Here is a 23,326-nt window from a genome sequence, read left to right as displayed (position 1 = left end):
CCGCAGCGTGCAGGTCCCGGGCGGGCGCGCCGCCGCTCCCGTCAGCGCACCTCGCCCGGCCAGCTCCACTCCTCGACCTCCGGCAGGTCCGTGCCGTGCGCGCGGATCCAGCTGTGGTGGCGCTGCCGGACGTCCGCCATGGCCTGCCGTACCCCGGCGGCGCGCACGGCCAGGCCCGGTACGCGGTCGATGACGTCCATCACCAGCCGGTAGCGGTCCAGGTCGTTGGTGACGACCATGTCGAACGGAGTGGTCGTGGTGCCCATCTCCTTGTAGCCGCGCACGTGGAGGTTGGGGTGGACGGCCCGGCGGTAGGTGAGCCGGTGCACCAGCCACGGATAGCCGTGGTACGCGAAGACCACCGGCACGTCGTGCGGCAGCAGCGCCTCGAACTCCCGGTCCGTCATCCCGTGCGGATGCTCCTCGTGGGGCTGCAGGCGCGTCATGTCGACGACGTTGACGACCCGTACGGACAGCCCCGGCAGGTGGGCGCGGAGCAGGGAGGCGGCGGCCAGCGTCTCCTGCGTCGGTACGTCACCGGCGCAGGCGAGCACCACGTCGGGGCGGGCACCGGGCTGTTCGGTGCCCGCCCACTCCCAGATGCCGGCGCCGCGCGCGACATGTCCCCGCGCCTGCTCGATGTCCAGCCAGTCGAAGCACGGCTGCTTGCCCGCGACCACCACGTTGACCACGTCACGGGTGCGCAGCACATGGTCGGCCACGCACAGCAGGCTGTTGGTGTCCGGCGGGAGGTAGACCCGTACGGTGTGCGGGTCCTTGTTGAGGATGTGGTCGACGAAGCCGGGGTCCTGGTGCGAGAAGCCGTTGTGGTCCTGGCGCCAGACGTGCGAGGTCAGCAGGTAGTTCAGCCCGGCCACGGGCACCCGCCAGGGGATGTCGCGGGCCGACTGGAGCCATTTGACGTGCTGGGAGGCCATGCTCGACACGATGTGCGCGAACGCCTCGTACGAGGAGAACAGGCCGTGCCGGCCGGAGAGCACGTACCCCTCCAGCCAGCCCTGGCACAGGTGCTCCGAGAGCACCTCCATCACGCGCCCGTGCGGCCCCAGGTGCTCGTCGGTGGGCTCGGTCCCGGCCTGCCAGGCCTTGTCGGTGACGTCGTACACGTCCTGGAGGCGGTTGGAGGCGGTCTCGTCCGGGCCGAACAGCCGGAAGTCGCGGCGGTCGGCGGTCCGCTCCATCAGGTCGCGCAGCAGGCCGCCGAGGACGCGGGTGGGTTCGTGCATACGGGTGCCGGGCTTGTCGACGGGCACGGCGTACTTCTCGGGGTCGGGCAGCGGCAGCGTACGGACGAGGCGGCCGCCGTTGGCGTGCGGGGAGGAGCCGAGGCGCCGGTCGCCGCTCGGCACACAGGCCAGTACCCGGTCCACCGGCCGGCCCTCGCCGTCGAACAGCTCGCCCGGCGCGTACGACCGCAGCCAGCTCTCCAGCTGGCGCAGGTGGTCCGGATTGTCCCGGACGCCGGAGAGCGGCACCTGGTGGGCGCGCCAGGTGCCCTCGACGGGCGCGCCGTCCACCTCGCCGGGGCCGGTCCAGCCCTTGGGGGTGCGCAGCACGATCATCGGCCAGCGGGGGCGGGACCGCTCGCCGTCGCCGCGGGCGGTGCGCTGGGCGTCGTGGATGCGGTGCAGCGCGGTGTCCATGGCGGCGGCCATGTCCCGGTGGACCCGGGCGGGGTCGGAGCCGGTGACGTACAGCGGCTCGTGCCCGTAGCCGCGCAGCAGCGCGTCCAGCTCGTCCTCGTCCACCCGGGCGAGCACCGTCGGGTTGGCGATCTTGTAGCCGTTCAGGTGCAGGATCGGCAGCACGGCGCCGTCGTGCGCCGGGTCCAGGAACTTGTTCGCGTGCCAGGAGGCGGCCAGCGGCCCGGTCTCCGCCTCGCCGTCCCCGATCACGCACGCCACCAGCAGGTCCGGGTTGTCCAGGGCGGCGCCGTACGCGTGCGAGAGGGAGTAGCCCAGCTCGCCGCCCTCGTGGAACGAGCCCGGCACGTTCGGTGCCGCGTGGCTCGGCACCCCGCCGGGGAACGAGAACTGCTTGAACAGCCGGGCCATCCCGGCCGCGTCCCGCCCGACGTCCGGATTCAGCTCCCCGTACGTCCCCTCCAGCCAGGCCCCGGCGAACACCGAGGGCCCGCCGTGCCCCGGGCCCCACACGCACACGGCTTCCTGCCCGTAAGTGCTGATGATCCGGTTGACGTGGGTGTAGACGAGGTTCAGGCCGGGGCAGGTGCCCCAGTGGCCGAGCAGCCGCGGTTTGATGTGCTCGGGGCGCAGTTCCTCGGTGAGCAGCGGGTTGCCGGTCAGATAGATCTGACCGGCGGCGAGGTAGTTCAGCGCCCGCCAGTGGGCGTCGAGATCGAGCAGGTCGCTCTCGGTGAGCGGGGTCGGCGACTCCATCGGGGCCCTCCGTCGGGGGAAAGGTGATCAGGGAGCGCCTCTCCACCGTACGGGCCGTCATGCACCGGCGCCGCACATAACGGGCCGTCCGGACGCGCCGGGCCCGCGAGATCCGTGGCATGGGCAATGGTCGGCGGGCCTTTTAGCCGGGGACGGCGGGGACCGGAAGCGGAGCGTGAGCCACCGCGCCGGTCCCCGGCGTGTCGAACACGGCGTCCACGACCTCGTCCGGCACGGCCCAGTCCTCGCCGACCGGGTCGGCGAGGGCGTCGATGAGCGGCGTGTTGGACCCGGCCCCGTCCCAGCACCCCAGGTCACGGCTGCGCGGGCTCTCGAAGTCCAGCGACGTGCCGAGCGTGATGAGGCCCTGGACGGTGTCCGGGGCGAGCAGGTTGGCGGCGGACGTGAACGCCGGGTCGGCGGACTGCGGCCGGTGCAGCTCGGTCGAGGCGGGGGATCTCGACGGTCTGCTCGGTCGTGCTCATGGCTCACTCCTGTGTCGGTACGCGGGAAGTCACCGGGGACCGGCGCCGGAGCGGTGGGCTGAAGCCCGGACGCTCCACAGCCGCAGGGTTCACTTCTCTCGCTCTGGCCCCAACACGGCCCCGGAACCGGCGCATTCCCGCTGGCTCGGCCGCACCTCACAGACCGTCACGAGCCACTGGTCCCGGCGCGGTTGCTCAGAGCAGCACCGGTGTCAGGTCCGGTCCCTCGAAGCCCGTGTCGTCGAACGGGTAGAGCGGGCGGGTCACCCGGTGGTGGCCCAGACGCAGCAGGTCCTGGTCCACGCCGCCGGGGGTGAGAGCGAGCAGCCAGTCGGCGGCCAGCTCGTGCAGTTCCGGCTCCAGGTAGCCGATCTTCACCACGACGATGTCGTACCCGGCCGGGTCGAGCGTGCCGAAGTCGGCGCGGGTGTGGAAGGGCTTGCGCCGCTCGGTGAGGACGGCCGTCACGCCGCCCCGGGTGACGGCGGCGGTGCGGCCGCCGCCGTCGTACGCCGGGTTGCCGCGCGGGGCTCCTGCGGCGGGCGCCGACGGGTCTTCGAGGGCGGTCACCGTGCCGGTCAGCTCGTACGGCTCGGTGTGCGGGCCGGTGCCGGCGCTGACGTGGCCGCCGACCTTCAGGGCCACGCGCGCGCCCACCCCGGCGTCGAAGCAGGCGGCCACCGCGGCGGGGTCGGTGATGCCCGGGTGCAGCGCGGTGACCCGGCCGCTCGCCAGGTCGTCGTGGGCCAGCAGACGGCCCAGCATGTACGCGAGGTCTCCGGCGCCGCCCGCGGTGGGGTTGTCGCCGGAGTCGCTGATCAGGAACGGGCGGGCGGTGGACGCCACGGCACGGGCGACGCAGGTGTCGGCGTCGCCGGTCGGGCCGACGAAGACGAAGTCGCGGCGCACGTCCCAGTACTCCTGTGCCAGGCCGCGGGCCTGGGCCAGTGCCAGGTCCGGATCGTCGCCGGTCACCACGACCGCGGCCCGGCAGCGCTCCTCGTCGGCCCAGGCGTAGCCCACCCAGACCGCCGCATCCACGATGCCGTCCAGCGCCTCGACCGAAGCGAGCCTGCCGTACAGGGACTTGGCCGGTTCCAGGCGGGTGCTGGTCTTCTCGCCGGGGAGCAGGACCGGCACCTGCACCCAGGCGCGGTACGGTCGGCCCTGGCCGGACGCCAGCCGCCCGACCAGCTTGCGGGCGGCCCGCTCGCGTGTCTCCCAGGCGTCCTCGTGCGGGGCCAGCCGGTGCGCGGTGAGCAGGTCGAGCCGGTCGGCGAAGCGGCGCGAGACATTGCCGTGCAGGTCCATGGCGGCGGAGATCAGGGCGTCCGGGCCGAGCGCGTCCCGTACGGCGTCGGTGAGGTCCGCCTCGGCGTCGTCCAGGCCGACGACGCTCATGGCGCCGTGGATGTCGTAGACCAGCCCGTCCAGCGGCCCGGCCGCCCGTATCCGCGTGACGAGTTCGGCCTTGATCCGGTCGTACGTCTCCCGCTCGACGGGCCCGCCCGGCAACGCCACCGCGTGCACCAGCGGCACCCACTCCACCTGATCCGCGAGGTCGCTGTCCGGCCGGGTCCACGTGTAGCGGTCCAGCAGTGCGGCGCCGCGGGTCACGCGGAAGTCGTCGTACGTCGAGCGGTGCGGGCAGAACTGGCTGGACTCGATGGCCATGCCGCCGATGGCGATGCGCATGTCGGTCGGGCACCTTCCGTTGGGATGATCGGCGGATCTACGTACGGACGACGGGCAGGGCCGGGAGCCCGCCCTCGGTGGCCAGTTCGCGCAGCGCGGCGTGACCGGCGCCGAGCAGTCCCGCGTCGGGGCCGCAGCTCGCGGCGACGATGGACAGTTCGCTGGTCGCCATCGGCAGGCAGCGCTCGTACAGCACCCCGCGGACCGCCGCGACCAGCGGTTCCGCGGCGGCGAGCGCCCCGCCCAGCACGACGGCCTCCGGGTTGAAGAAGTTCACCACGACGCCCAGCACGGCGCCGATGTGCCGTCCGGCCTGCCGCACCAGGGTCGTCGCGTGCGGTTCGCCGTCCTCGACGAGCCGCAGGATGTCGGTGGTGGAGTCCGCCTCGATGCCCTGGCCGCGCAGCGCGGCGGCGATCGCGGCGCCGCTGGCCACCGACTCCAGGCAGCCGATGTTCCCGCAGGAACAGGGGCGTTCGGCGGCGGCGTCCACCCGTACGTGGCTGATGTCCCCGGCGCAGCCGCGGGCGCCCCGGTAGAGCCGGCCGTGGCTGATCACGCCGGAGCCGATGCCGCGGCCCGCCTTGACCACCACCAGGTGCCGCCGCTCCGGATGCGCGGCCCGGTGCTCGCCCAGCGCCAGGACATTCGCGTCGTTGTCGACCAGGACGGGCAGGCCGAGGAGTCCGGCGAGCCGGTCGCGCAGCTCGTACAGATGCCAGCCCGGCATCCGGGACGGCGCGATGACGCGGCCCGACGCGGGGTCGACGGGGCCGGGGAAGCCGATGCCCGCGCCGCACACGGTGCGCCCGGCCGCGCGCTGCCGTTCGGCCAGCGCGGTCAGCCGTTCGGCGAGCAGGCCGACGGCCGGTTCCGGGCCGGTCGTCAGGTCGAGGGTGCACTCGTCGATGTCGAATCCGGTGCCGGTCAGGCCCACCGCGCCGGTACGGATGTGGTGGCTGCCCAGGTCGGCGGCGAGCGCGACGGTGCCGCCGTCCGGGACGCGCAGCAGCCGCGGGCGGCGCCCGCCGCGTGAGGCACCCTCGCCGGACTCGGTCAGCAGTCCGGCGTCGACCAGTTCCTGGACGCGTGCGGAGACGGTGGAGGCGGCGAGTCCCAGCTCCCGTACGAGGTCGGCGCGGGAGCGGGCGGTGCCGGTCGCGACCAGTTCGAGGACGTGTGCGGCGGAGCCGGGCTGTTCCTCCGCGGCGGTCATGTGGGGGCCTCAGGGGTGGTCATGGTGGTGCCTTTCGGTGGTGCGTGAGCGGCGGGACGAGGCAGGAATGCTGGGGGCGGTGCCTCTTCTTTCTTCGGTGATCGAAGGAAGAAGGGAAGTCAAGTGGGCCTCAGTACACCCCAATTGGCGATGTTCCGCCAGACCCTTGACTTCTTTTCGCGGCCGTCCGTACTTTTCTCGCACTCTTCGACCGGCCGACCCTTTCCGGAGGCAGCATGGGCCCGCGCAGTACCCGCCGACGCGGGCCCCTCCACGCCGCGCTCCGCGCGGTGACCGCACTGCTGCTCGGCATGACCACGCTCACCGGATGCGGCCCGGCGGACGGCGCGGTCACCGACGTCGGAGCCACCGGCGGCACCCGCGTCGAAGGCGGTACGGCCACGATGGCCCTGCCGCCCGCCGCCACCCCCAACTGGGTCTTCCCGATCGGCACGGCCGGTTACCTGGCCTCGTACAACAACTCCGTACAGGACCTGCTCTACCCGCCGCTCTACACGGCCGAGAAGAAGGGCGCGGGCCTGACCATGGACAGCCCGCGCAACCTCGCCGAACAGCCCCGCTACAGCGACGGCAACACCACCGTCACCATCACGCTGAAGAAGGGCCACCGCTGGTCCGACGGCACCCCCGTCACCAGCCGCGACGTGGAGTTCTGGTACGACCTGATCAAGCACGACAAGGAGGAGTGGGCGGGCTACTCGCCGGGCCTGCTGCCGGACAACGTCAAGAAGTTCGAGACGCTGGACGACCACACCTTCCGGCTGCGCCTGGACCGCGCGTACAACCCCGCCTGGTTCACCGGCAACCAGCTCGACAACTTCACCCCACTGCCCAAACACGTCTGGGACCCGCACGACGAGGACCCGAAGAAGGTGTTCGCGCGGCTGCTCCAGCACGCCAAGCAGCTCTCGGAATTCGCCACCGACCCGCTCTGGAAAACCGTCAGCGGCCCCTGGCGCATCGAGAAGTGGACCACCTCCGGCCAGGTCTCCCTGGTCCCCAACAAACAGTACGGCGGCCCCGACAAACCCCACCTCGACCGCGTCGTCCTCAAGCCCTTCACCACCGCCGACTCCGAATTCAACGTGCTCCGCGCGGGCGGCGTGGACTACGGCTACATCCCGCCGTCGGTCATGGAACAGTCGGCGCGTTTCAAGAAGCTGGGCTACCGCATCGACCCATGGGAAGGCTGGGCGATCACCTACATCGTCCTGAACCTCAACCACCCCACCGCCGGGCCGCTGCTCCGCCAGACCTATCTGCGCCGCGCCCTCCAGCACCTCATCGACCAGAAGACGATCTCCGACGTCGCCTGGCACGGCAGCGCGGCGCCCACCCGCGGACCGGTGCCCGCCGCGCAACTGGACCACGACCCGTTCCCGTACGACCCGAAGAAGGCCGAAGCCCTGCTCACCGCGCACGGCTGGCAGCGCACCGACGGCAGGCTGCGCTGCGCACGCCCCGGCACCGGCCCGGGACAGTGCGGCAAGGACATCCCCGGCGGACAGCAGCTGCGCCTGGAACTGCTCTCCCAGTCCGGCTCCACCGAGACCTCCAACACCATGCAGGAGATCAAGTCCTCTCTGGACAAGGCCGGCATCACCCTGGACATCCGGCAGCAGCCGCTGAACACCGTCCTCGGCACCACCGTCCCCTGCAAGCAGACCGAACCGGTGTGCTCCGCCTGGCAGCTGGGATTCTTCGGCACCCAGGGCAGCTGGTACTTCCCGACCGTGGCCAGCGGCGAAGCGCTCTTCGCCACCGGCGCGCCCTCCAACATGGGCAACTGGTCCGACCCGAAGGCCGACCAGCTGATCAAGAAGACCGAGTACTCCGACGACCCGACCGCGATGCGCGACTACGCCCGCTACACGGCCGGCCAGGTGCCCGTCCTGTGGACACCCAACCCGGCCTACCAGGTCTCCGTCATCCGCAACGACCTGCGCGGCATCGACCAGAACCCCACCCTCGGCCTCACGCCCCAGGACTGGTACTTCGTCAAGAAGGGCGGTACGGGACGGTGATCCGCTTCCTGGTCACACGCGTCGCACAGGCCGTCATCGTGCTGCTGCTGGTCTCCGTCATCGTCTTCGTCCTGATGCACCTGCTGCCCGGCGGACCGGCCCGCGCCATCCTCGGCGTCAAGGCCACCCCGGAAGCCATCGCCCACTTCAACCACCAGCAGGGGTACGACCGGTCGCTGCCGCAGCAGTACATGATGTACCTCGGGCGGCTGCTCGCCGGAGACCTCGGCGAGTCCTACAAACTCAACCAGACCGTCGCCTCCCTGCTCGGTGAACGCCTCCCGAAAACCGCGCTGCTGGCGGGCCTGTCGATCGCGCTCGCCGCCGTACTGGCCGTACCGCTCGGCACCCTCCAGGCCGTACGCCGCGGCAGGGCCGCCGATTACCTGCTCACCGGCGCCGCCTTCCTCGCCTACGCCACCCCGGTCTTCTTCCTCGGCCTGGTCCTCGTCCTCGTCTTCAGCCAGCAGCTCCAGATCTTCCCGGCCGAGGCGCCGCAGGCCGACACCGTCGGCGGCCTGCTCGCCGAGGCCCCGGCCCTGGTCCTGCCCGTGGTGACCACCGCGCTCGGCATCATCGCCGCCTTCAGCCGCTACATGCGCTCGGCCGTCCTGGACAACCTCGAAGAGGACTACGTACGCACCGCGCGCGCCAAGGGGCAGTCGGGCACCCGCGTCATGGCCCGGCACGTGCTGCGCAACGCCCTGATCCCGCTCGCCACCCTCCTCGGGCTCTACCTCCCCACCCTCTTCAGCGGCACCCTCGTCGTCGAGTCGATGTTCAACTACCCCGGCATGGGCCTGCTGTTCTGGAACGCCGCCCAGGGGTCGGACTTCCCCGTACTGCTCGGCGTCACCCTGGTCGTCGGCGTGGCCACCGTGCTCGGCTCACTGATCACCGACATCGCCTACGCCGTACTCGACCCCCGGATCAGGAGCGTCTCGTGACCGCACCCTCCATGAACGCGCCGGCGGGCGGCCGCGGGAGCGGCACGGACCCCGCGGCAGCCCCTGGCACCGCCCCGCACGAGACAGCCCCCGCCGCCGGGCCCGTCCGCCGCGTCCTCGCCGTCTTCGCCCGTGGCAGACTCGCCCTCACCGGCGCCGCCGTCCTCCTCGGCCTGCTGGCCCTGTGCTACCTCGGCCCGCTGCTCCATCCCACCGACCAGACCCACACCGACCTGTCGCAGGCCAACCTGCCGCCCGGCAGCCCCGGCCATCTCCTCGGCACCACCGACCTCGGCTACGACATGCTCGGCCGGCTGATGTACGGCGGACAGACGTCCCTCGAAGTCGGCCTCGCCGCCGGGCTGCTCGCCACCCTCTTCGGCACCGTCTACGGCGCGGTCGCGGGCTACTTCGGCGGCTGGGTGGACGCCGCCATGATGCGTGTCACCGACGCCGCGCTCGCCATCCCCGCGCTGTTCCTGCTGGTCGTGGTCGCCGCCATCGTCACCCCGAGCAAACCCGTCCTCATCCTCATCATCGCGTCGGTCGCCTGGCTGTCCCCGGCCCGCCTCATCCGCGGCGAGGCACTCGCCCTGCGCAGCCGCGACTACGTCCACGCCATGCGCCTGATGGGCGGCGGCGGAGTCCGGGCCGTCTTCCGGCACATCCTGCCCGGCGCCGTCGGCACCGTCATCGTCAACGCCACCTTCCAGATCGCCGACGCCATCCTCTACGTCGCCTACCTCTCCTTCCTGGGACTGTCCATCCCGCCGCCGGCCGCCGACTGGGGCTCCATGCTCTCCGCCGGCATCACCTACACCCAGGTCGGCCACTGGTGGCTGATCTTCCCGCCCGGCCTCGCCATCGTCCTCGTCGTCGCCGCGTTCACCTTCGCCGGGGACGGCCTGCGGGACGCCTTCGACGTGCGCCTCCAGAAGAGCTGAGGAAGGGCCCATGACCGCCGACCCCCAGTCCGCGACCGCCCACCCGCCGTCCGGGACCGCCGCGCCGCTGCTCAGCGTCGAGGACCTGCACGTCGAGATCACCGGACGCGGCCGCACCGTACACGCCCTGGACGGCGTGCATCTCGACCTGGCCCCCGGCGAAGCCCTCGGCATCGTGGGCGAATCCGGCTGCGGCAAGAGCATGACGGCACTGTCCGTCCTGGGCCTGCTGCCGAAAGGCGGCCGGGTCACCGGCGGACGCATCCTCTTCCGGGACGGCGGCACCGGCGCGGACCGCACGACCGACCTGGCCGCCGCGCCCGAACCCGTCCTGCGGGACGTCCGCGGCAACACCGTCGGCATGGTCTTCCAGGACCCGCTGACCTCCCTCAACCCGACCATGACCATCGGCGCCCAGGTCGCCGAACCGCTGCTGCTGCACAAGGAGATCACCCGGCGGCAGGCCTGGGAGAAGGCCCGGGAGACCCTGCGGCTGGTCGGCATGCCCCAGCCCGCCGAGCGGATGAAGAACTACCCGCACCAGCTCAGCGGCGGTATGCGGCAGCGCGTCGCCATCGCCATGGCCCTGGTGTGCGAGCCCAGGCTGCTGATCGCCGACGAGCCGACCACCGCTCTCGACGTCACCACCCAGCACCAGATCCTGGAACTCATCGACGACCTGCGCGCCCGCCTCGGCATGGCCATGATCCTGGTCACCCACGACCTCGGCGTCATCGCCAAGCGCGTGGACCGGGTCGCGGTCATGTACGGCGGCAAGGTCGCCGAACGCGCCGGCGTACGGGCCCTGTTCGCCGCCCCACGGCACCGCTATACCCAGGCGCTGCTCGCCGCCCTCCCGGAACGCGCCGAGGGCGAGCGGACCACCCTTGCCACCATCCCCGGCCTGCCGCCCGCGCTCGTCACCCGGCCCGCCGGCTGCCGGTTCGCGCCGCGCTGCTCCTTCGCGACCGACCGGTGCCGTACGCAGGAGCCGGCGCCGGCGGGGGACGCCGTGCACGGGTACGCGTGCTTTCACCCGGTGGGGAGCGCGGCGGAGGAACGGGCGACCGGCCGCGAGCCGGGCACGACCGCACCCGTCCCCGTCCCCGCACCGACCCCCGCGGCCCGGGAGCCCCTCCTCCACCTCACCGGCGTCACCAAGCGTTATGCCCTGCACGCCGGCCCCTTCGCCCGGCGCAGCGGGGCCAGGGAAGTCGGTGCCGTCGCCGGGGTCAGCCTCACCGTCACCCGCGGCGAGACCTTCGGCATCGTCGGCGAGTCCGGCTGCGGCAAGTCCACCCTCGGACGGCTGGTCGTCGGCCTGGAGCCGCCGACCGACGGCACGATCCGCTTCGCCGGCCGCGACATCGGCGCCCTGACCCGGCGCGAACTGCGCGCCCACCGCCGCGACGTCCAGCTGATGTTCCAGGACTCCTACGCCTCCATGGACCCCAGGATGCGCGTGGGCACGATTCTGCGCGAGCCGCTGGTCATCCAGGGCATCGGCGACCGCGCCGCGCAGCAGCGCCGGGTCGCCGCCCTGCTGGACGACGTGGGGCTGCCCCGCGGCGCCGTGGACCGCTACCCGCACGAGTTCTCCGGCGGCCAGCGCCAGCGCCTCGGGCTGGCCCGCGCGCTCGCCCTGTCGCCGTCCCTCGTCGTCGCCGACGAACCGGTCTCCGCGCTGGACGTCTCGGTACAGGCCCAGATCCTCAACCTCATGCGCGACCTGCAACGCGACAAGGGACTGACCTACCTCTTCATCTCCCACGACCTGGCGGTGGTACGGCACCTCGCGGATACTGTCGGCGTCATGTACCTGGGGAAACTGGTGGAGACCGGCCCAGTCCGGGACGTCTTCGAACGCCCCCTGCACCCGTACACCCGGGGCCTCCTCGACTCCGTCAACGCGCCCGATCCGGCGGCCCCCGCCGCGGCCGCCCCGCTCACCGGTGAGACGCCCTCGGCCGCCGCACCGCCCTCCGGCTGCCGCTTCCGCACCCGCTGCCCGGTCGCCCGCGCGCGCTGCGCGGAGAGCGAGCCCGAGCCCACCGGACCCGGGCACCGGGTGGCCTGCCACTTTCCCCTCGTGGCGGCCCCCGGGCCGGTCAGTAGCGGGTGAGGGCCGTACGGCCGGAATCGGTGCCGATCGCGATGTGCGGACGGTCGGCGGGCTTCACCCAGGACACGATGCGGGCCATCGCGCGGGCCGGTACGGACACACAGCCCGCCGTCGTCCCGCGGCCGTTGACGTGCAGGAAAATGCCCGCGCCACGGCCGCGCACCGGTCGGTGGTAATTGAAGCCGATGACGAGGGCCCGGCTGTACTGCACCGGATAGTCCGCCAGCCGCTCGGCCTCCTTCGCCGCACAGTCGCGCGGGCGCGGGTCCACCCAGCGGTTGTACGCGGAGGAGGCGTTGTCCTGGCACCACCAGGAGCTGTCCCGTACCGGTCGGTACGGGATCTTCGTGCCGACCGGTGCCCGGGTGGTCCCGAAGGCGAACGGCAGGTCGTACAGGCCCGTGGGCGTCGTCGAGGTGCCCTGCTCGCGGGAGCCGCCCTCGACCAGCCCGTTCGCCCCGAATCGGGCGGGCGCCGTACCGACCCGGTGCCAGCGGCTCCCGTGCCGCTGCCACCAGCTCACCGTGCCGGTCGTGGAGCGCGGACCGGCGGCGCGGGCCGTGATGAGCTGACTGCCGCCCCCGGTGTCGGCCATACGGGCGGGCAGCGGCCGGCCGGCCGCCGGAGCGGGCGCCCCCGCGGCGGCGGGGGAGCGGGGCACGGCCACGGCGGAGGCGGGCACGGACAGGGCGAGCACGGCCGCGCAGGCCGCGGCCGACAGGGTCCTCGCGGAGGTCATGACCGCAATGTAGGACGCCCGGGGCGGCGCGTCCCCGAGCGAACCGGACAAGCCACCCGAAGGAGCGGGGCGGGCGACCAGGGGCGCAATCCGTCACGCGCCGGTGCGATAGACCGGCGAAACCCGGGTACCGGGGCCGGAGAACCCCATGCCGTCCGAACCAGTCCGAACCAGGAGGTCTGCTGTGGAGCGGCAACCGACACCGCACCGTACACACGAGCCCGGGCAGGCGAGCGAGCCCGTACCGCCGACGCCCACGCCGACCCCGGGGCCCGGCGGACCCGAGCCGGGACCGGGCCCCGGCCCCGCGCCGGGGCCGACACCGGGACCGCCGGTGCCCGGGCCGCCCGACCCCACCCCGCCGCCGCCCACGCCGCAGCCGCCGTCGCCCCACCCCGACCCCGTACCGCGCCCGCCGGGCCCCGACCCCGTACCGGAGCCGTCCCCCGCCCCCGGCCCCCTCACGTAGCGCCCACCCACCACCACCCCACGGGAGGTGCATCCACATGGCCATCGCCACGGTCAACCCGGCCACCGGCGAGACGCTCAAGACCTTCGACGCGCTCGACGCGGACGGGATAGAGGACCGGCTCGCCCGGGCCGAACAGGCTTTCCGCAGCTACCGGGCGACGACCTTCGCCGAACGCGGCGAACTGCTGCGCAACGCCGCCGGCCTGCTGGAGGCGGGCCAGGACGGCATCGCCCGCACCATGACCACCGAGATGGGCAAGCCGCTGGCGGCGGCCCGCGCGGAAGCCGCCAAGTGCGCGAAGACGATGCGCTGGTACGCCGACCACGCCGAGGAACTCCTCGCCGACGAGGTACCGGACGCCGGCGACGCGAAGGACGCCGGGGCGTCCCGCGCCTACGTCCGCTACCGGCCCCTCGGCACCGTCCTGGCCGTCATGCCGTGGAACTTCCCCCTCTGGCAGGTGATCCGCTTCGCCGCGCCCGCGCTGATGGCCGGCAACACGTGCCTGCTCAAGCACGCCTCCAACGTGCCGCAGACCGCGCTGTACGTGGAGGACCTGCTGCGCCGGGCGGGATTCCCCGACGGCTGTTTCCAGACCCTGCTGGTCGGCTCCGGCGAGATCGAGAACATCCTGCGCGACCGCCGGGTCGCCGCCGCGACGCTCACCGGCAGCGAACCGGCCGGCCGCTCGGTCGCCTCCATCGCCGCCGACGAGATCAAGAAGACGGTGCTGGAACTGGGCGGCAGCGACCCCTACATCGTGCTGCCGTCCGCCGACCTCGACGCGGCCGTACGCACCGCGGTCACCGCCCGCGTCCAGAACAACGGCCAGTCCTGCATCGCCGCCAAACGGTTCATCGTGCACACCGACGTCTACGACGAGTTCGCGGTGCGCTTCACCGAGCGGATGGCCGCCCTGACCGTCGGCGACCCGATGGAGGAGGCCACCGACGTCGGCCCGCTCTCCAGCGAACAGGGCCGCTCCGACCTGGAAGAACTGGTCGACGACGCGGTCCGGCACGGCGCGGCCGCGCTGTGCGGTGGCAAGCGCCCGGAGAAGCTGACCGCCGGCTGGTTCTACGAGCCGACCGTACTGGCCGGGATCACCCCCGCGATGCGCATCCACCAGGAGGAGGCGTTCGGACCGGTCGCCACGCTCTACCGGGTCAACGGCCTCGACGAGGCCATCGCCACCGCCAACGACACACCGTTCGGCCTCAGCTCCAACGCGTGGACCCGCGACGACGCCGAACAGGAGCGCCTCGTCCGCGACATCGAAGCCGGCGGCATCTTCTTCAACGGCATGACCGCCTCCCACCCCGCCCTCCCCTTCGGCGGCGTCAAACGCTCCGGCTACGGCCGCGAACTGGCCGGCCACGGCATTCGCGAGTTCTGCAACGCGACGACGGTCTGGCACGGGGTGTAAAGCCCTTCGGCACGCACGGGTTCGCCCCGACGCGCACGCCGTCGGGGCGAACCCGTGCCGTCACTCCTCGGCCGGCAGGGCGAATTCGCACCACAGTGCCTTGCCACTGCCCCGCGGTTCCGCTCCCCAGGAGTCGGCGAGGGCTTCCACCATCATCAGGCCCCGGCCGGAGGTCGCGGTCTCACCCGGGGTGCGGCGGCGGGGCCAGCGGCTGGAGCGGTCCTCGACCTCCAGGCGGACGCGGCGCCGGGTGCCGCCGCGTGCGCCGGTGCCGGGTGACAGGAGTTCCACTGTCACCAGCGCCCCGCTGTCCGTGTGGGTCAGCGCGTTGGTGATGAGTTCGGTGGCGGCCACCTCGATGTCGTACGCGACCGGGCCCGCCCGCCACTGGTCCATCGTGCGCCGCAGCATGGCCCGTACCTCCGAGGCGCCGGACGGGTCCGCCTGGTGGACGTGCAGCCGGCAGCGGGGCGTGACGGTGGTGGTTCCGGCGGACGGGGCGCGGTGCAGCAGGACGAGGGCCATGTCGTCGTCGGAGCCGGACCGCGCCCACAGCTGGTCGGAGAGCTGGTCGGCGAGTGCCTCCAGTTCGGCGGGGCCGTCCCGGACCGCCGCGGCCAGCGCGTCGATGCCGGCGGTGATGTCCTGCCCGGGCTGTTCGACCAGGCCGTCGGTGCACAGCAGCAGGGTGGAGTCCGGTTCCAGGAAGAGCTGGGTCTCCGGGAAGTGGTCCTGGCCGAACGCGGTGGCCAGCCCGAGCGGCAGTCCGCCGCGTACCGGGTGCCAGTCCGTGTGTCCGGCGGCGTCCCAGATCAGCGGGCCCAGGTGCCCGGCCCGCGCCATGTGCAGCGCGCCGGACTCCAGGTCGGCCTGGACGTAGGTGCAGGTCGCGAACCGTTCGGTCTCCAGCTCGGCGAGGAAGCGGGAGGCCCGTACGAGCACCGTCTCCGGGGAGTGGCCTTCGGTCGCGTAGGCGCGCAGTGCGATGCGGAGCTGGCCCATGACCGCCGCGGCGTGCGTGTCGTGCCCCTGGACGTCCCCCACGACCAGCCCGGTCCGTCCTTGGGGCAGCGGGATCACGTCGTACCAGTCGCCGCCGATGTCCCGCCCGGTGCTCGCCGCGTGGTAGCGGACGGTGACCTCACCGCCGGCGATGTCGGGGACCCGGCGCGGCAGCATTGTGGCCTGCAGCCCGGTCGCGAACTCGCGTTCCTGGTCGAAGAGCATGGCCCGCTGGAGGGACTGGGCCACGACACCCGCCAGGGCCAGCGCCAGGTTCCGGTCCTCCGCCGAGTGCTGCTTGGGCTCGCTGTTGAACAGGCCGAGCGCCGCGATGACCCGGTCCTGCGCCACCAGCGGCAGGAAGACGGCGCTGCCCGAGGGGACACGGTCCAGGTACGGGCGCAGCCGCGGGTAGCGGGCCATCAGTTCGCCGCGTGAGGACAGGAACGCGGCCCGCCGGGACAGCGCGGCGTCCGACAGCGGCAGCGTGTCGTCGAGCCGGGAGGCCATCAGGTCCTCGGGCGCGGCTCCCGGCAGGCCCGTCATGGCGATGACCTCGAAACGGTCGTTGTCCACCAGCCCGAGGATCAGCGCGTCGGCGCCGAAGCGCCGGGCGCCGCCGGTCCCGGTCAGGACCCGGGTCACGTCGGCGACCGACAGGGCCCGGGAGAGCGCCGCCGTGGTCTGCTGCACCATCGCGGTCTGCCGCTGCCGGTTCTCCTGGAGGGACCGCAGCAGCACGGAGTCGGCCATCTCCGTACCGGCCTCCCGGACGAGGCCCGCAATCCGGTACGGGCGGCCGTCCGCGTCCCGCAGGATCCGGCCCTGGGCGTGGGTCCACCGGGGCGTGCCGTCGCGGCAGTGGACGCGGAAGTACACGCCGTACGAGGGAGCCCGCTCCTGGACCGCCAACGAGACGGCCGCGTCCAGCCGGTAGCCCTCTTCGGGCGGCACGCGGGCCGCGAGCGTCGAGGGCCTGCCGTCGTACTCGTCCGGCCGCAGGTCGAAGACGTCCAGTGCGCAGGCGTCCAGTTCCAGCGTCCCGCGGTCCAGGTCCCAGTCGAAGGTGCCCGTGCGGTTGAGGGCGAGCCGTTCGCCCAGGTCCAGGGGGTCGAGCGGCGGACCGCAGGAGGCGCTGTCCGCGTCCGGCTCCGGCCCGGCGGCCCGGGGAGGTACGCCGCTGCGCGGGTCGTGGCGGCCGGGCGGAGTGGTGTCCCGTCCGGTCATGACCCGCGACGCTCCTGTCCCGCGACCGGGGCGGACGCACGGCTGCCGGCCGGGTGGGGTGACGGGACGCGGGCGGGGCGGGAGCCGGACGCCGGAGGCGCGCCGGCCCCGGCTGCCCGCCAGGCAACCGGGACCGGCGGCGCCGGGGCCACCACGCCCGCCGCTTCCCTGCGGGGCCCGCCGAAGGGGGACCATCGCAACCGGGAAGCGGCCATGCGCCCACATTAGGACGAAGGTCCGGATTGTGCATTTCGGGTGAGGCGTAGGGGGTGCGCGGCGGGCCTGGGCGGGCGGCCGCGTCAACGCGGTCGGCGGCGTGCCGGTGGGCGTCGCCCCGGGCGGGGGCTTCCTCGGGGGACGGTCCGAGGGTGACCGGGTGCCCGCGATGGCCGACTGACGCGCTTTCCGCTCCTGATTCTTAAGAAAACTTCAGGCTCCCGGCAGGGCCGGTCGTCGGCGTCGGATCTTCAGGTTTTCTTCGGGTCGGTGTGCGCAGAATGCAGCCGTCCAGCCCATCCGGTACGCGCGCCGGAAAGCCCGCCGTGCGTACCGGTGCCGCCCCATTGCCCCGGCCGTCGCGGAAGGGGAGGCGGCCCGAACTCACGATGTTTTTCCGAAGGTTAGACGACCCATGCACATGGTCTTTCTCATTCACAATGCCTACGGCATCGGCGGCACGATTCGGGCCACGTACAATCTCGCTGCGGTTTTGGCCGAGCAGCATGACGTGGAGATCGTCTCGGTGTTCCGGCATCGCGAGGTTCCGGTCATGGATGTGCCCGCGAAGGTGCAGCTGACCCATCTCGTGGACCTGCGCGCCGCGTCCGCGGAATTCGAGGGCAATGATCCACGCCATGCGGAGCCCGCCAGAATCTTCCCTCGGGCGGACGGACGGCACAGGCAGTACAGCCGCCTCACGGATGCCCGTATCGGCCACTGCCTCTCGCGCCTGGAGGCCGACGTGGTCGTCGGGACCCGGCCCGGCCTCAATATGCACATCGCCCGCCAGACGCGCGCGGCCGGTATCCGCGTGGCGCAGGAGCACCTGACGTTCTCGGGCCATGGACTCCGGCTGCGGCACGAGATACGCCATCACTATCGGTTGCTGGACGCCATTACCACCGTGTCCGAGTCCGACGCCCGGTCGTACCGGCGGCTCAGTTTTCCCGGCGTACGGGTGGAGGCGATACCGAACAGCGTTCCCCGGGTTTCCGGCGCGCCTGCCGACGGCAGCGGAAAGGTCATCGTCGCAGCGGGTCGGCTGATCCCGCTCAAGCGGTACGAGATTCTGATCAAGGCGTTCGCCGAAGTGGCCGGCAGACACCCGGACTGGCAACTTCGCATTTTCGGCGAAGGTGACACCACGGGCAATGAGCGGGAATCCCTGACCCGTCTGATCGGTGAACTCGGACTCGGCGGCCAGGCGCGTCTCATGGGCAAGGCCGACCCACTCGAACCGGAATGGGTGAAAGGGTCGATCGCCGCCTCGGCCTCGGATCGCGAGTCGTTCGGCATGACCCTCGTCGAGGCGATGCGGTGCGGACTGCCCGTCGTCTCCACGGACTGCCCCGTCGGACCGCGTGAAGTCATCCGGGACGGTGTCGACGGCTTCCTGGTGCCGACCGGCCACGTCGACGGCATGGCCACGGCCCTGCTCAGGCTCGTGGGCGACGACCGGCTGCGCCGGCGCATGGGCGAGGCGGCGTTGCGGAACTCGGCCCGCTTCGATCCCTCGCTCATCGCCGAGCGGCACCAGGACCTCTACCGGGACCTGCTCCGCCGCGGGCCCGGACGCCGGTCGGTCGGCTTTCCGCGGAGCGCCGGCTTCCGGGCACGCACCCGGGCCATCGAGACCGCGCTCGCCGTGCGTTCCGCGACGCGTGCGGTGGTGAGCAAGATCGGCGCTCCCTGAACGAGGGCCCGGTTTCTCTTGGCTCCGGGCCGGGCCGGAGACCTAGGGCGTTTCTGATGGATCTCCGTGGGGGACGGAGCGGCGTTCGGTGCGTGCGCTTGGGGGTCCCCCCTGCTCGAAGAGCTAGGGGGAGTGCGGTGTGAAGGGTCATGTGGCGGAGCCACCTGTCCGTTTGCGCCGTGCGGCGAGGGTGCGTGCCTGGGGGCACCTCCCAGCGGTAGCTGGGGGAGTCGCGATGCCGCGGAGATCCATCAGAAGCGCCCTAGCTCGCTCCCGCCGGGACCCCGGCCCCCGCCGCCACCGGCCGTGTCGTCCGCGTCCGGTGGGCGAGCCGGGCCTTCTTCGTTGTGACGTCGACCGTGTACGCGTCGATCGTCATCGCCCCGGCCGACGCCTTCAGCAGCATGAACCCGTGCCGGGCGAAGTCCTGCCAGGCGGCGGGGTGGGTGAAGTGGGCCTGGCCGTCGCCCGACTTGGAGGCGGCGCCGCACACGATCTGGCGGGTGCCGCGTGAGCGGTCGGTGGGTTCCAGGATCTGCAGGGTGTGGTCGTGGCCGGACATGATCAGGTCGGCGCGGCCGCACACCACCTCTTCGTACAGTTCCTTGAGGTGGATGCCGCTGGTGTAGTTGCCGATCACGAAACCGTCGTACGCGCCGGCGCTGCCGTGCTTGCCGTTGTTCAGGTACGGGTGGTGGCCCAGGACCACCTTCCAGCGCGCGCGGGAGGCGGTCAGCGCGGTGTCCAGCCAGTGGCGTTGCTCGCGCATGTACGGGCCGTTCCAGTAGTAGTGCGGGTCGGTCTGCGCCACGTAGGAGGCGACCGGGTTGGTGTCGAGCGCGAAGAACTCGACGAGCGGGTCTCCCTGGGCGCCGGCTGCCGGGAGGGCGACGTTGTAGTAGCGGCTCGGCATGTACCAGCGGCGGGAGGAGGCGGCGTACGCGACCTCGCGGTCGCCGCGCGACGGGTCGCCGCCGCTGCCGGGGATCAGCCCCGAACAGTCGTGGTTGCCCAGCACCATCAGCCACGGCATGTCGATACCGGTGTTGGGCCGCTCGAACTTCTCCTCGAACTCCGAGTCGTGGTCGGACTCCGGGCCGTTCTCGTAGAGGTTGTCCCCGAGGCCGACCGCCAGCCCGACGCGTTCGGCGCGGCAGATCTCCTTGGCGGCGGCCGTGACGGCGTACTGCTCGTCCTTGCCCGTCCCGGCGTCACCGGTGATCAGGACGGCGTACTCGCCGGAGGGGCCGGGCGCGGAGGGGAACGGGAAGCGCGGCGGGCCGTCCGCCCGCGGGGCGGCGACCGCGGGCCGCTGCGCCCCGAACGGCACCGCGGCCAGTGCCGCTCCCGCCATCGCCCCGCCCAGCAGCGTCCGCCGGTGCACTCCGCGTGCCGGGGCCGTGGTCTCCGGTGTGCCGTCCGGTACGGCGCCGTCGGCAAGGCCGGGACCGGCCGTCCGCGTCCACTGGTCCTCGGTCAGGTCCGCCCGCGGCGGGATCAGTTCGTCGTCGCACATGGGTGGTTTCTCTCACGGGCGACGGGGCAACTGGTGACGGAGCGATGAACGCCGCGTGGATGTATGGAAATGACAGGGTGGCCCGGCCGCCGGAGCCGGGTCAGCGGGGCGCGTTCGCGAGCCGCCGCAGGACCCGCCCGCAGTGGCGCGCGTAGGCCCGCTGGAACACCGGGACGAGTGGGCCCGCCAGCCGTGTGTACCACCGGCCCGGCCTGCTGAAGGCCGTCATGGTGAACCACACTGCGCCGTCCGCCCGCATCTCGACCACGAACGACTCCTCGCCGCGCTCGGGGTGACCGGCCAGCGTGCCGTACGCGAAGCCGATGCGCTCGCTCTCGTACTCGCTCCACACCACCCGGCACGGCGCGTACACCCGGACCGGTCCGAGTCCCAGGGCGCACTCCACCAGCACGCCGGGCGCGGCTTCCGGCGCCGAGGCCCGGACCCGGACGCCCGCCGCGCGGTGCATGCGGAAGGTGGTGACCGCCTCGCCCGCGGCTTCGAGGACGGCCCGGCCGTGCCCGATGTGTGTCGCCTCGTGCAGGTGGTCGTAGCCGCTGGGCAGCGGGGGGCGCCGGGTCGCGCCTTCCGGCGCGTAATTGAAGGAGGTGGGGGTGCCGGATGTCATGCGGCCGGTGGTCATGCGGGGGTGCCTGCTTCCTCGGGTGCGTACAGGGTCGGGCGGTGGGTGACGGGCCGGGCACGGAGGCGGCGCCAGGCGAGCACCGCGCAGAGGGCGAAGCCCAGCGCGTTGCCCAGGCCGTGGGTGGCCGCCATCCATGCCAGTGTGGGGTGCGGAATGCCGGTTGCCTCGCCGAGTGCCCAGCTCAGGGCGAGCAGCATGGTCGCGACGAGTACGGCGGCCGAGACGCCGAGCAGTGTCCGGGTGATCCGGTCCGGCGCGGTGGTACGGATGTCCCGCCAGGTGATCAGGGCGACCAGCCACATGCCGGCGGTGAGGACGACCGCGCCGGCCAGTTCGGCCCAGTCGTCGACGAAGTAGCCCGCCAGGACGAGCAGCGTTCCCACGGGCACGCTGAGCGCGGCGAGCGGACCGGCCCTGCCGGGGCGCGCGGCGTGGCAGACCAGTCCGGCGGTCAGGGCGGCGGCGAATCCGGCGAAGTGGAAGTGCGGCACGGTCAGCGAAAGGATCTGCAGGTCGAAGCCGAACAGTTCGTGGCCCGAGCGTTCGGCGACCAGGGCGGTGCCGGCGACGGCCGGGGTGACCAGGGCCGTCAGTACCGCGATCTCGCCCGGGGCGAGGCTGCGGGTGCGGGCCAGTCGGCGCGGTGCGTGCAGGGCGAGGGCGAGGGTGGCCAGCGCGTAGGCGGCGGCCAGCGCCGTGGCGGCGGCTCCGCGGGGCAGCCACAGTGCCGCCGCGCCCGCCGCCGCGGCCACGAACCAGCGGCGCCGTATCCACCGCAGCCCCGGTTCGTCGATCAGCGCGAGTCCCATCGGGAGCACGGCGAACATGCCGAGCATGACGATGAGGGCGACCAGCGTGGTCATGGGACGGCCTCCAGACCCGGCCCGAAGCCGGTTTGAACACGTTCAACCCGTCACGCAAGACAGTACGTGACGGGTTGAACGCGTTCAACATCGCCCCTTGGGGCGGCAGGGAGGTCAGCGCACCGAGCCGTCCCACTGCCACTCCGTACGCCGCGGCCACCCGGGCAGGGCGGCCCGCCCCGTGCACCACAGCAGGACGTCGGACGGGCCGTACCCGCACGGAGCGGCCGGAGCGTCCGGGAAGAGCCGGGACAGGACGGCGGCGACCGGGCCGCCGTCCGGGGCCCAGGGCAGACCGAGCGTGCGGGTGATGTCGTACGTGTGGAGGAGCAGCTCCGTCACGCCCATGGCGGCGAAACCGGCGGCGTCCGCATGCCCCCAGGGATGCCAGGCGCGGACCTCGCCCGCCGTGTCGCGGACCGTTGTCCCGAGCAGACGGGCCGCGATCCGCAGTCCCTCCAGACAGGCGGGGACCGGTGCCTGCGGATCGAGGGAGGCGAAAAGGGTGATGTAGCGGTCGGTGGGGCGGGCGATCAGCAGGCCCGCGTAGCCGGTCAGGCCGAGGGCCAGGTGGTCGAGGGTCGCCCGGCAGGTCCATTCGAGGCTGCTGGCCGGACGCGACCAGTCCTGGTCCGCTCCTTCGAGGAGGACGTCCAGGCAGGAGTCGGTGACGGCGGCCAGCAGACCGGGCCAGTCGGTGGCAGGCGGCGCCGGGGGGAGCGCGGCGGCCAAGGTGGGGGCGGCGGTCAAGGCAGTCGTGGTCACCGGGCGCCCGCCGCGCCCTTGAGGACCTCGATGACGCTCGCGTAGCTGCTGGAGCCGTGGCCGGCGGCGCGGGTCCGCTCCATGGTGGCCTTCAGCAGCTCGGGCAGCGCGTTGTCGACGCCGCGCGCCGCCGCGGCGTGGAGGAGGTGGTCGATCGCGGCGATCTGCACATCCACGGTGGCGTCGTCGCCCGGGTAGCGGCCGGCGTCCACCTGGGGCGCGTACGTGGTCAGGAAGCCGGTCACCGCGCTCAGCCAGCGGACCGCGACCGGGGTGAACGCGGTGGCCGGGGTGCCCTCCGCGCCGGTCAGCGCGGTGCCGTGCAGCCAGCCGGTCAGGGTGGCCCACATCAGGCCGAGCAGCGCCGCGTCGTACAGGGACGCCAGGCCCGGGTCGGTGCCCAGGTGCAGCGGGTCGCCCAGGGCGGCGAGGGTGGCGCGGTGGGTGTCGAACACCTCGCGCGGACCGCTGTAGAGGAACATCGTCTCCGGGCTGCCGACGCCCGGGGGAGTGGTCATGATCGCGCCGTCCAGGTATCCGGCGCCGTGCGACCGCGCCCAGGCGGCGGCCTCCGCGGCCTGCTCGGGCGAGCCCGAGGTGAGGTTGACCAGCGTCTTGCCCGCCAGCGACTCCGCTATCGGGTCGAGGACGGTGTGCAGCGACGGGTAGTCCAGTACGCAGGCGATGACGAGCGGGCTCGCCGCGACCGCTTCCGCAGGCGTCGCCGCCACCACGGCGCCGCGCTCCACCAGCGCCTCGGCCTTGTGCGTCGAACGGTTCCACACCGTGGTCGCGTGGCCGCGCGCCTGCAGCGCGGCCGCCAGCGCCGACCCCATCGAACCCAGTCCGAGCACCGTCACGGCCGCGCGTTCCCTCTGCATGTA

Annotated in this window: 16 protein-coding genes; 6 read left to right on the top strand and 10 right to left on the bottom strand. The window is 72.9% G+C overall.

What is annotated here, in order from left to right:
• Positions 1-41 precede the first annotated feature (41 nt).
• From ACZ53K_RS19725 to ACZ53K_RS19715, 3 genes are all read right to left on the bottom strand, one after another.
• Positions 42-2,420, bottom strand: coding sequence for a phosphoketolase family protein (locus ACZ53K_RS19725; RefSeq protein WP_468837987.1), 2,379 nt, complete (start codon positions 2,418-2,420; stop codon positions 42-44).
• Between the two features lie 680 nt (positions 2,421-3,100).
• A complete protein-coding gene (locus ACZ53K_RS19720) occupies positions 3,101-4,600 on the bottom strand; it encodes a M81 family metallopeptidase (protein WP_468837985.1) in 1,500 nt (499 codons plus the stop codon).
• A 37-nt stretch (positions 4,601-4,637) separates the two neighbouring features.
• Complete coding sequence (locus tag ACZ53K_RS19715) at positions 4,638-5,816, bottom strand: ROK family protein (RefSeq protein ID WP_468837983.1); 1,179 nt, start codon at positions 5,814-5,816, stop codon at positions 4,638-4,640.
• Between the two features lie 236 nt (positions 5,817-6,052).
• On the opposite strand from ACZ53K_RS19715, the gene ACZ53K_RS19710 reads away from it, so the two are divergent.
• The 4 genes from ACZ53K_RS19710 to ACZ53K_RS19695 are packed head-to-tail and all read left to right on the top strand — an operon-like array spanning position 6,053 to position 11,874.
• On the top strand, positions 6,053-7,861 hold the full coding sequence (locus ACZ53K_RS19710) for a peptide ABC transporter substrate-binding protein (protein ID WP_468837980.1): 1,809 nt from the start codon (positions 6,053-6,055) through the stop codon (positions 7,859-7,861).
• Positions 7,858-8,808 carry an ABC transporter permease gene (locus tag ACZ53K_RS19705; RefSeq protein WP_468837977.1) on the top strand — a complete coding sequence of 317 codons (951 nt, stop codon included), beginning with the start codon at positions 7,858-7,860 and terminating at the stop codon, positions 8,806-8,808. The genes ACZ53K_RS19710 and ACZ53K_RS19705 overlap by 4 nt, the downstream gene beginning before the upstream one ends.
• Before the next feature lie 11 nt (positions 8,809-8,819).
• Positions 8,820-9,752 carry an ABC transporter permease gene (locus ACZ53K_RS19700; protein WP_468838013.1) on the top strand — a complete coding sequence of 311 codons (933 nt, stop codon included), beginning with the start codon at positions 8,820-8,822 and terminating at the stop codon, positions 9,750-9,752.
• A gap of 10 nt (positions 9,753-9,762) precedes the next feature.
• Positions 9,763-11,874: an ABC transporter ATP-binding protein gene (locus ACZ53K_RS19695; protein WP_468837974.1), complete on the top strand. Its 2,112-nt coding sequence runs from the start codon at positions 9,763-9,765 to the stop codon at positions 11,872-11,874.
• Here ACZ53K_RS19695 and ACZ53K_RS19690 read toward each other — a convergent pair.
• A complete protein-coding gene (locus ACZ53K_RS19690) occupies positions 11,861-12,613 on the bottom strand; it encodes a L,D-transpeptidase family protein (RefSeq protein ID WP_468837971.1) in 753 nt (250 codons plus the stop codon). The genes ACZ53K_RS19695 and ACZ53K_RS19690 overlap by 14 nt on opposite strands.
• A 506-nt stretch (positions 12,614-13,119) precedes the next feature.
• Here ACZ53K_RS19690 and ACZ53K_RS19685 point away from each other — a divergent pair.
• Positions 13,120-14,511, top strand: a complete 1,392-nt coding sequence (locus ACZ53K_RS19685) for an NADP-dependent succinic semialdehyde dehydrogenase (protein ID WP_468837968.1) — start codon at positions 13,120-13,122, stop codon at positions 14,509-14,511.
• A 60-nt stretch (positions 14,512-14,571) separates the two neighbouring features.
• On the opposite strand, the gene ACZ53K_RS19680 is transcribed toward ACZ53K_RS19685, so the two are convergent.
• The gene (locus tag ACZ53K_RS19680; protein ID WP_468837965.1) at positions 14,572-16,740 is read right to left on the bottom strand and encodes a SpoIIE family protein phosphatase; all 2,169 of its coding nucleotides are present in this window, start codon (positions 16,738-16,740) and stop codon (positions 14,572-14,574) included.
• A gap of 631 nt (positions 16,741-17,371) precedes the next feature.
• Between ACZ53K_RS19680 and ACZ53K_RS19675 the strand changes: the two genes are divergently transcribed.
• Complete coding sequence (locus ACZ53K_RS19675; RefSeq protein WP_468837962.1) at positions 17,372-18,652, top strand: glycosyltransferase family 4 protein; 1,281 nt, start codon at positions 17,372-17,374, stop codon at positions 18,650-18,652.
• Positions 18,653-18,914: 262 nt separating this feature from the next.
• Here ACZ53K_RS19675 and ACZ53K_RS19670 read toward each other — a convergent pair whose 3' ends face one another.
• The 5 genes from ACZ53K_RS19670 to ACZ53K_RS19650 form a co-directional block, all read right to left on the bottom strand.
• Positions 18,915-20,168: a metallophosphoesterase gene (locus ACZ53K_RS19670; RefSeq protein ID WP_468837959.1), complete on the bottom strand. Its 1,254-nt coding sequence runs from the start codon at positions 20,166-20,168 to the stop codon at positions 18,915-18,917.
• A gap of 100 nt (positions 20,169-20,268) precedes the next feature.
• A complete protein-coding gene (locus tag ACZ53K_RS19665) occupies positions 20,269-20,811 on the bottom strand; it encodes a DUF1990 family protein (protein WP_468837956.1) in 543 nt (180 codons plus the stop codon).
• On the bottom strand, positions 20,808-21,677 hold the full coding sequence (locus tag ACZ53K_RS19660) for a YndJ family protein (protein WP_468837954.1): 870 nt from the start codon (positions 21,675-21,677) through the stop codon (positions 20,808-20,810). Before ACZ53K_RS19660 ends, ACZ53K_RS19665 begins: the two co-directional genes overlap by 4 nt.
• Before the next feature lie 114 nt (positions 21,678-21,791).
• Positions 21,792-22,442: a maleylpyruvate isomerase N-terminal domain-containing protein gene (locus ACZ53K_RS19655; RefSeq protein ID WP_468837951.1), complete on the bottom strand. Its 651-nt coding sequence runs from the start codon at positions 22,440-22,442 to the stop codon at positions 21,792-21,794.
• Complete coding sequence (locus tag ACZ53K_RS19650) at positions 22,439-23,323, bottom strand: NAD(P)-dependent oxidoreductase (protein WP_468837949.1); 885 nt, start codon at positions 23,321-23,323, stop codon at positions 22,439-22,441. Before ACZ53K_RS19650 ends, ACZ53K_RS19655 begins: the two co-directional genes overlap by 4 nt.
• Between the last annotated feature and the right edge of the window lie 3 nt (positions 23,324-23,326).

The sequence above is a fragment of the Streptomyces sp. NPDC033221 genome (assembly GCF_055577005.1).
The sequence above is the reverse complement of the archived record's forward strand: the minus strand, read 5'-3'. Positions and strand labels throughout refer to the sequence as shown.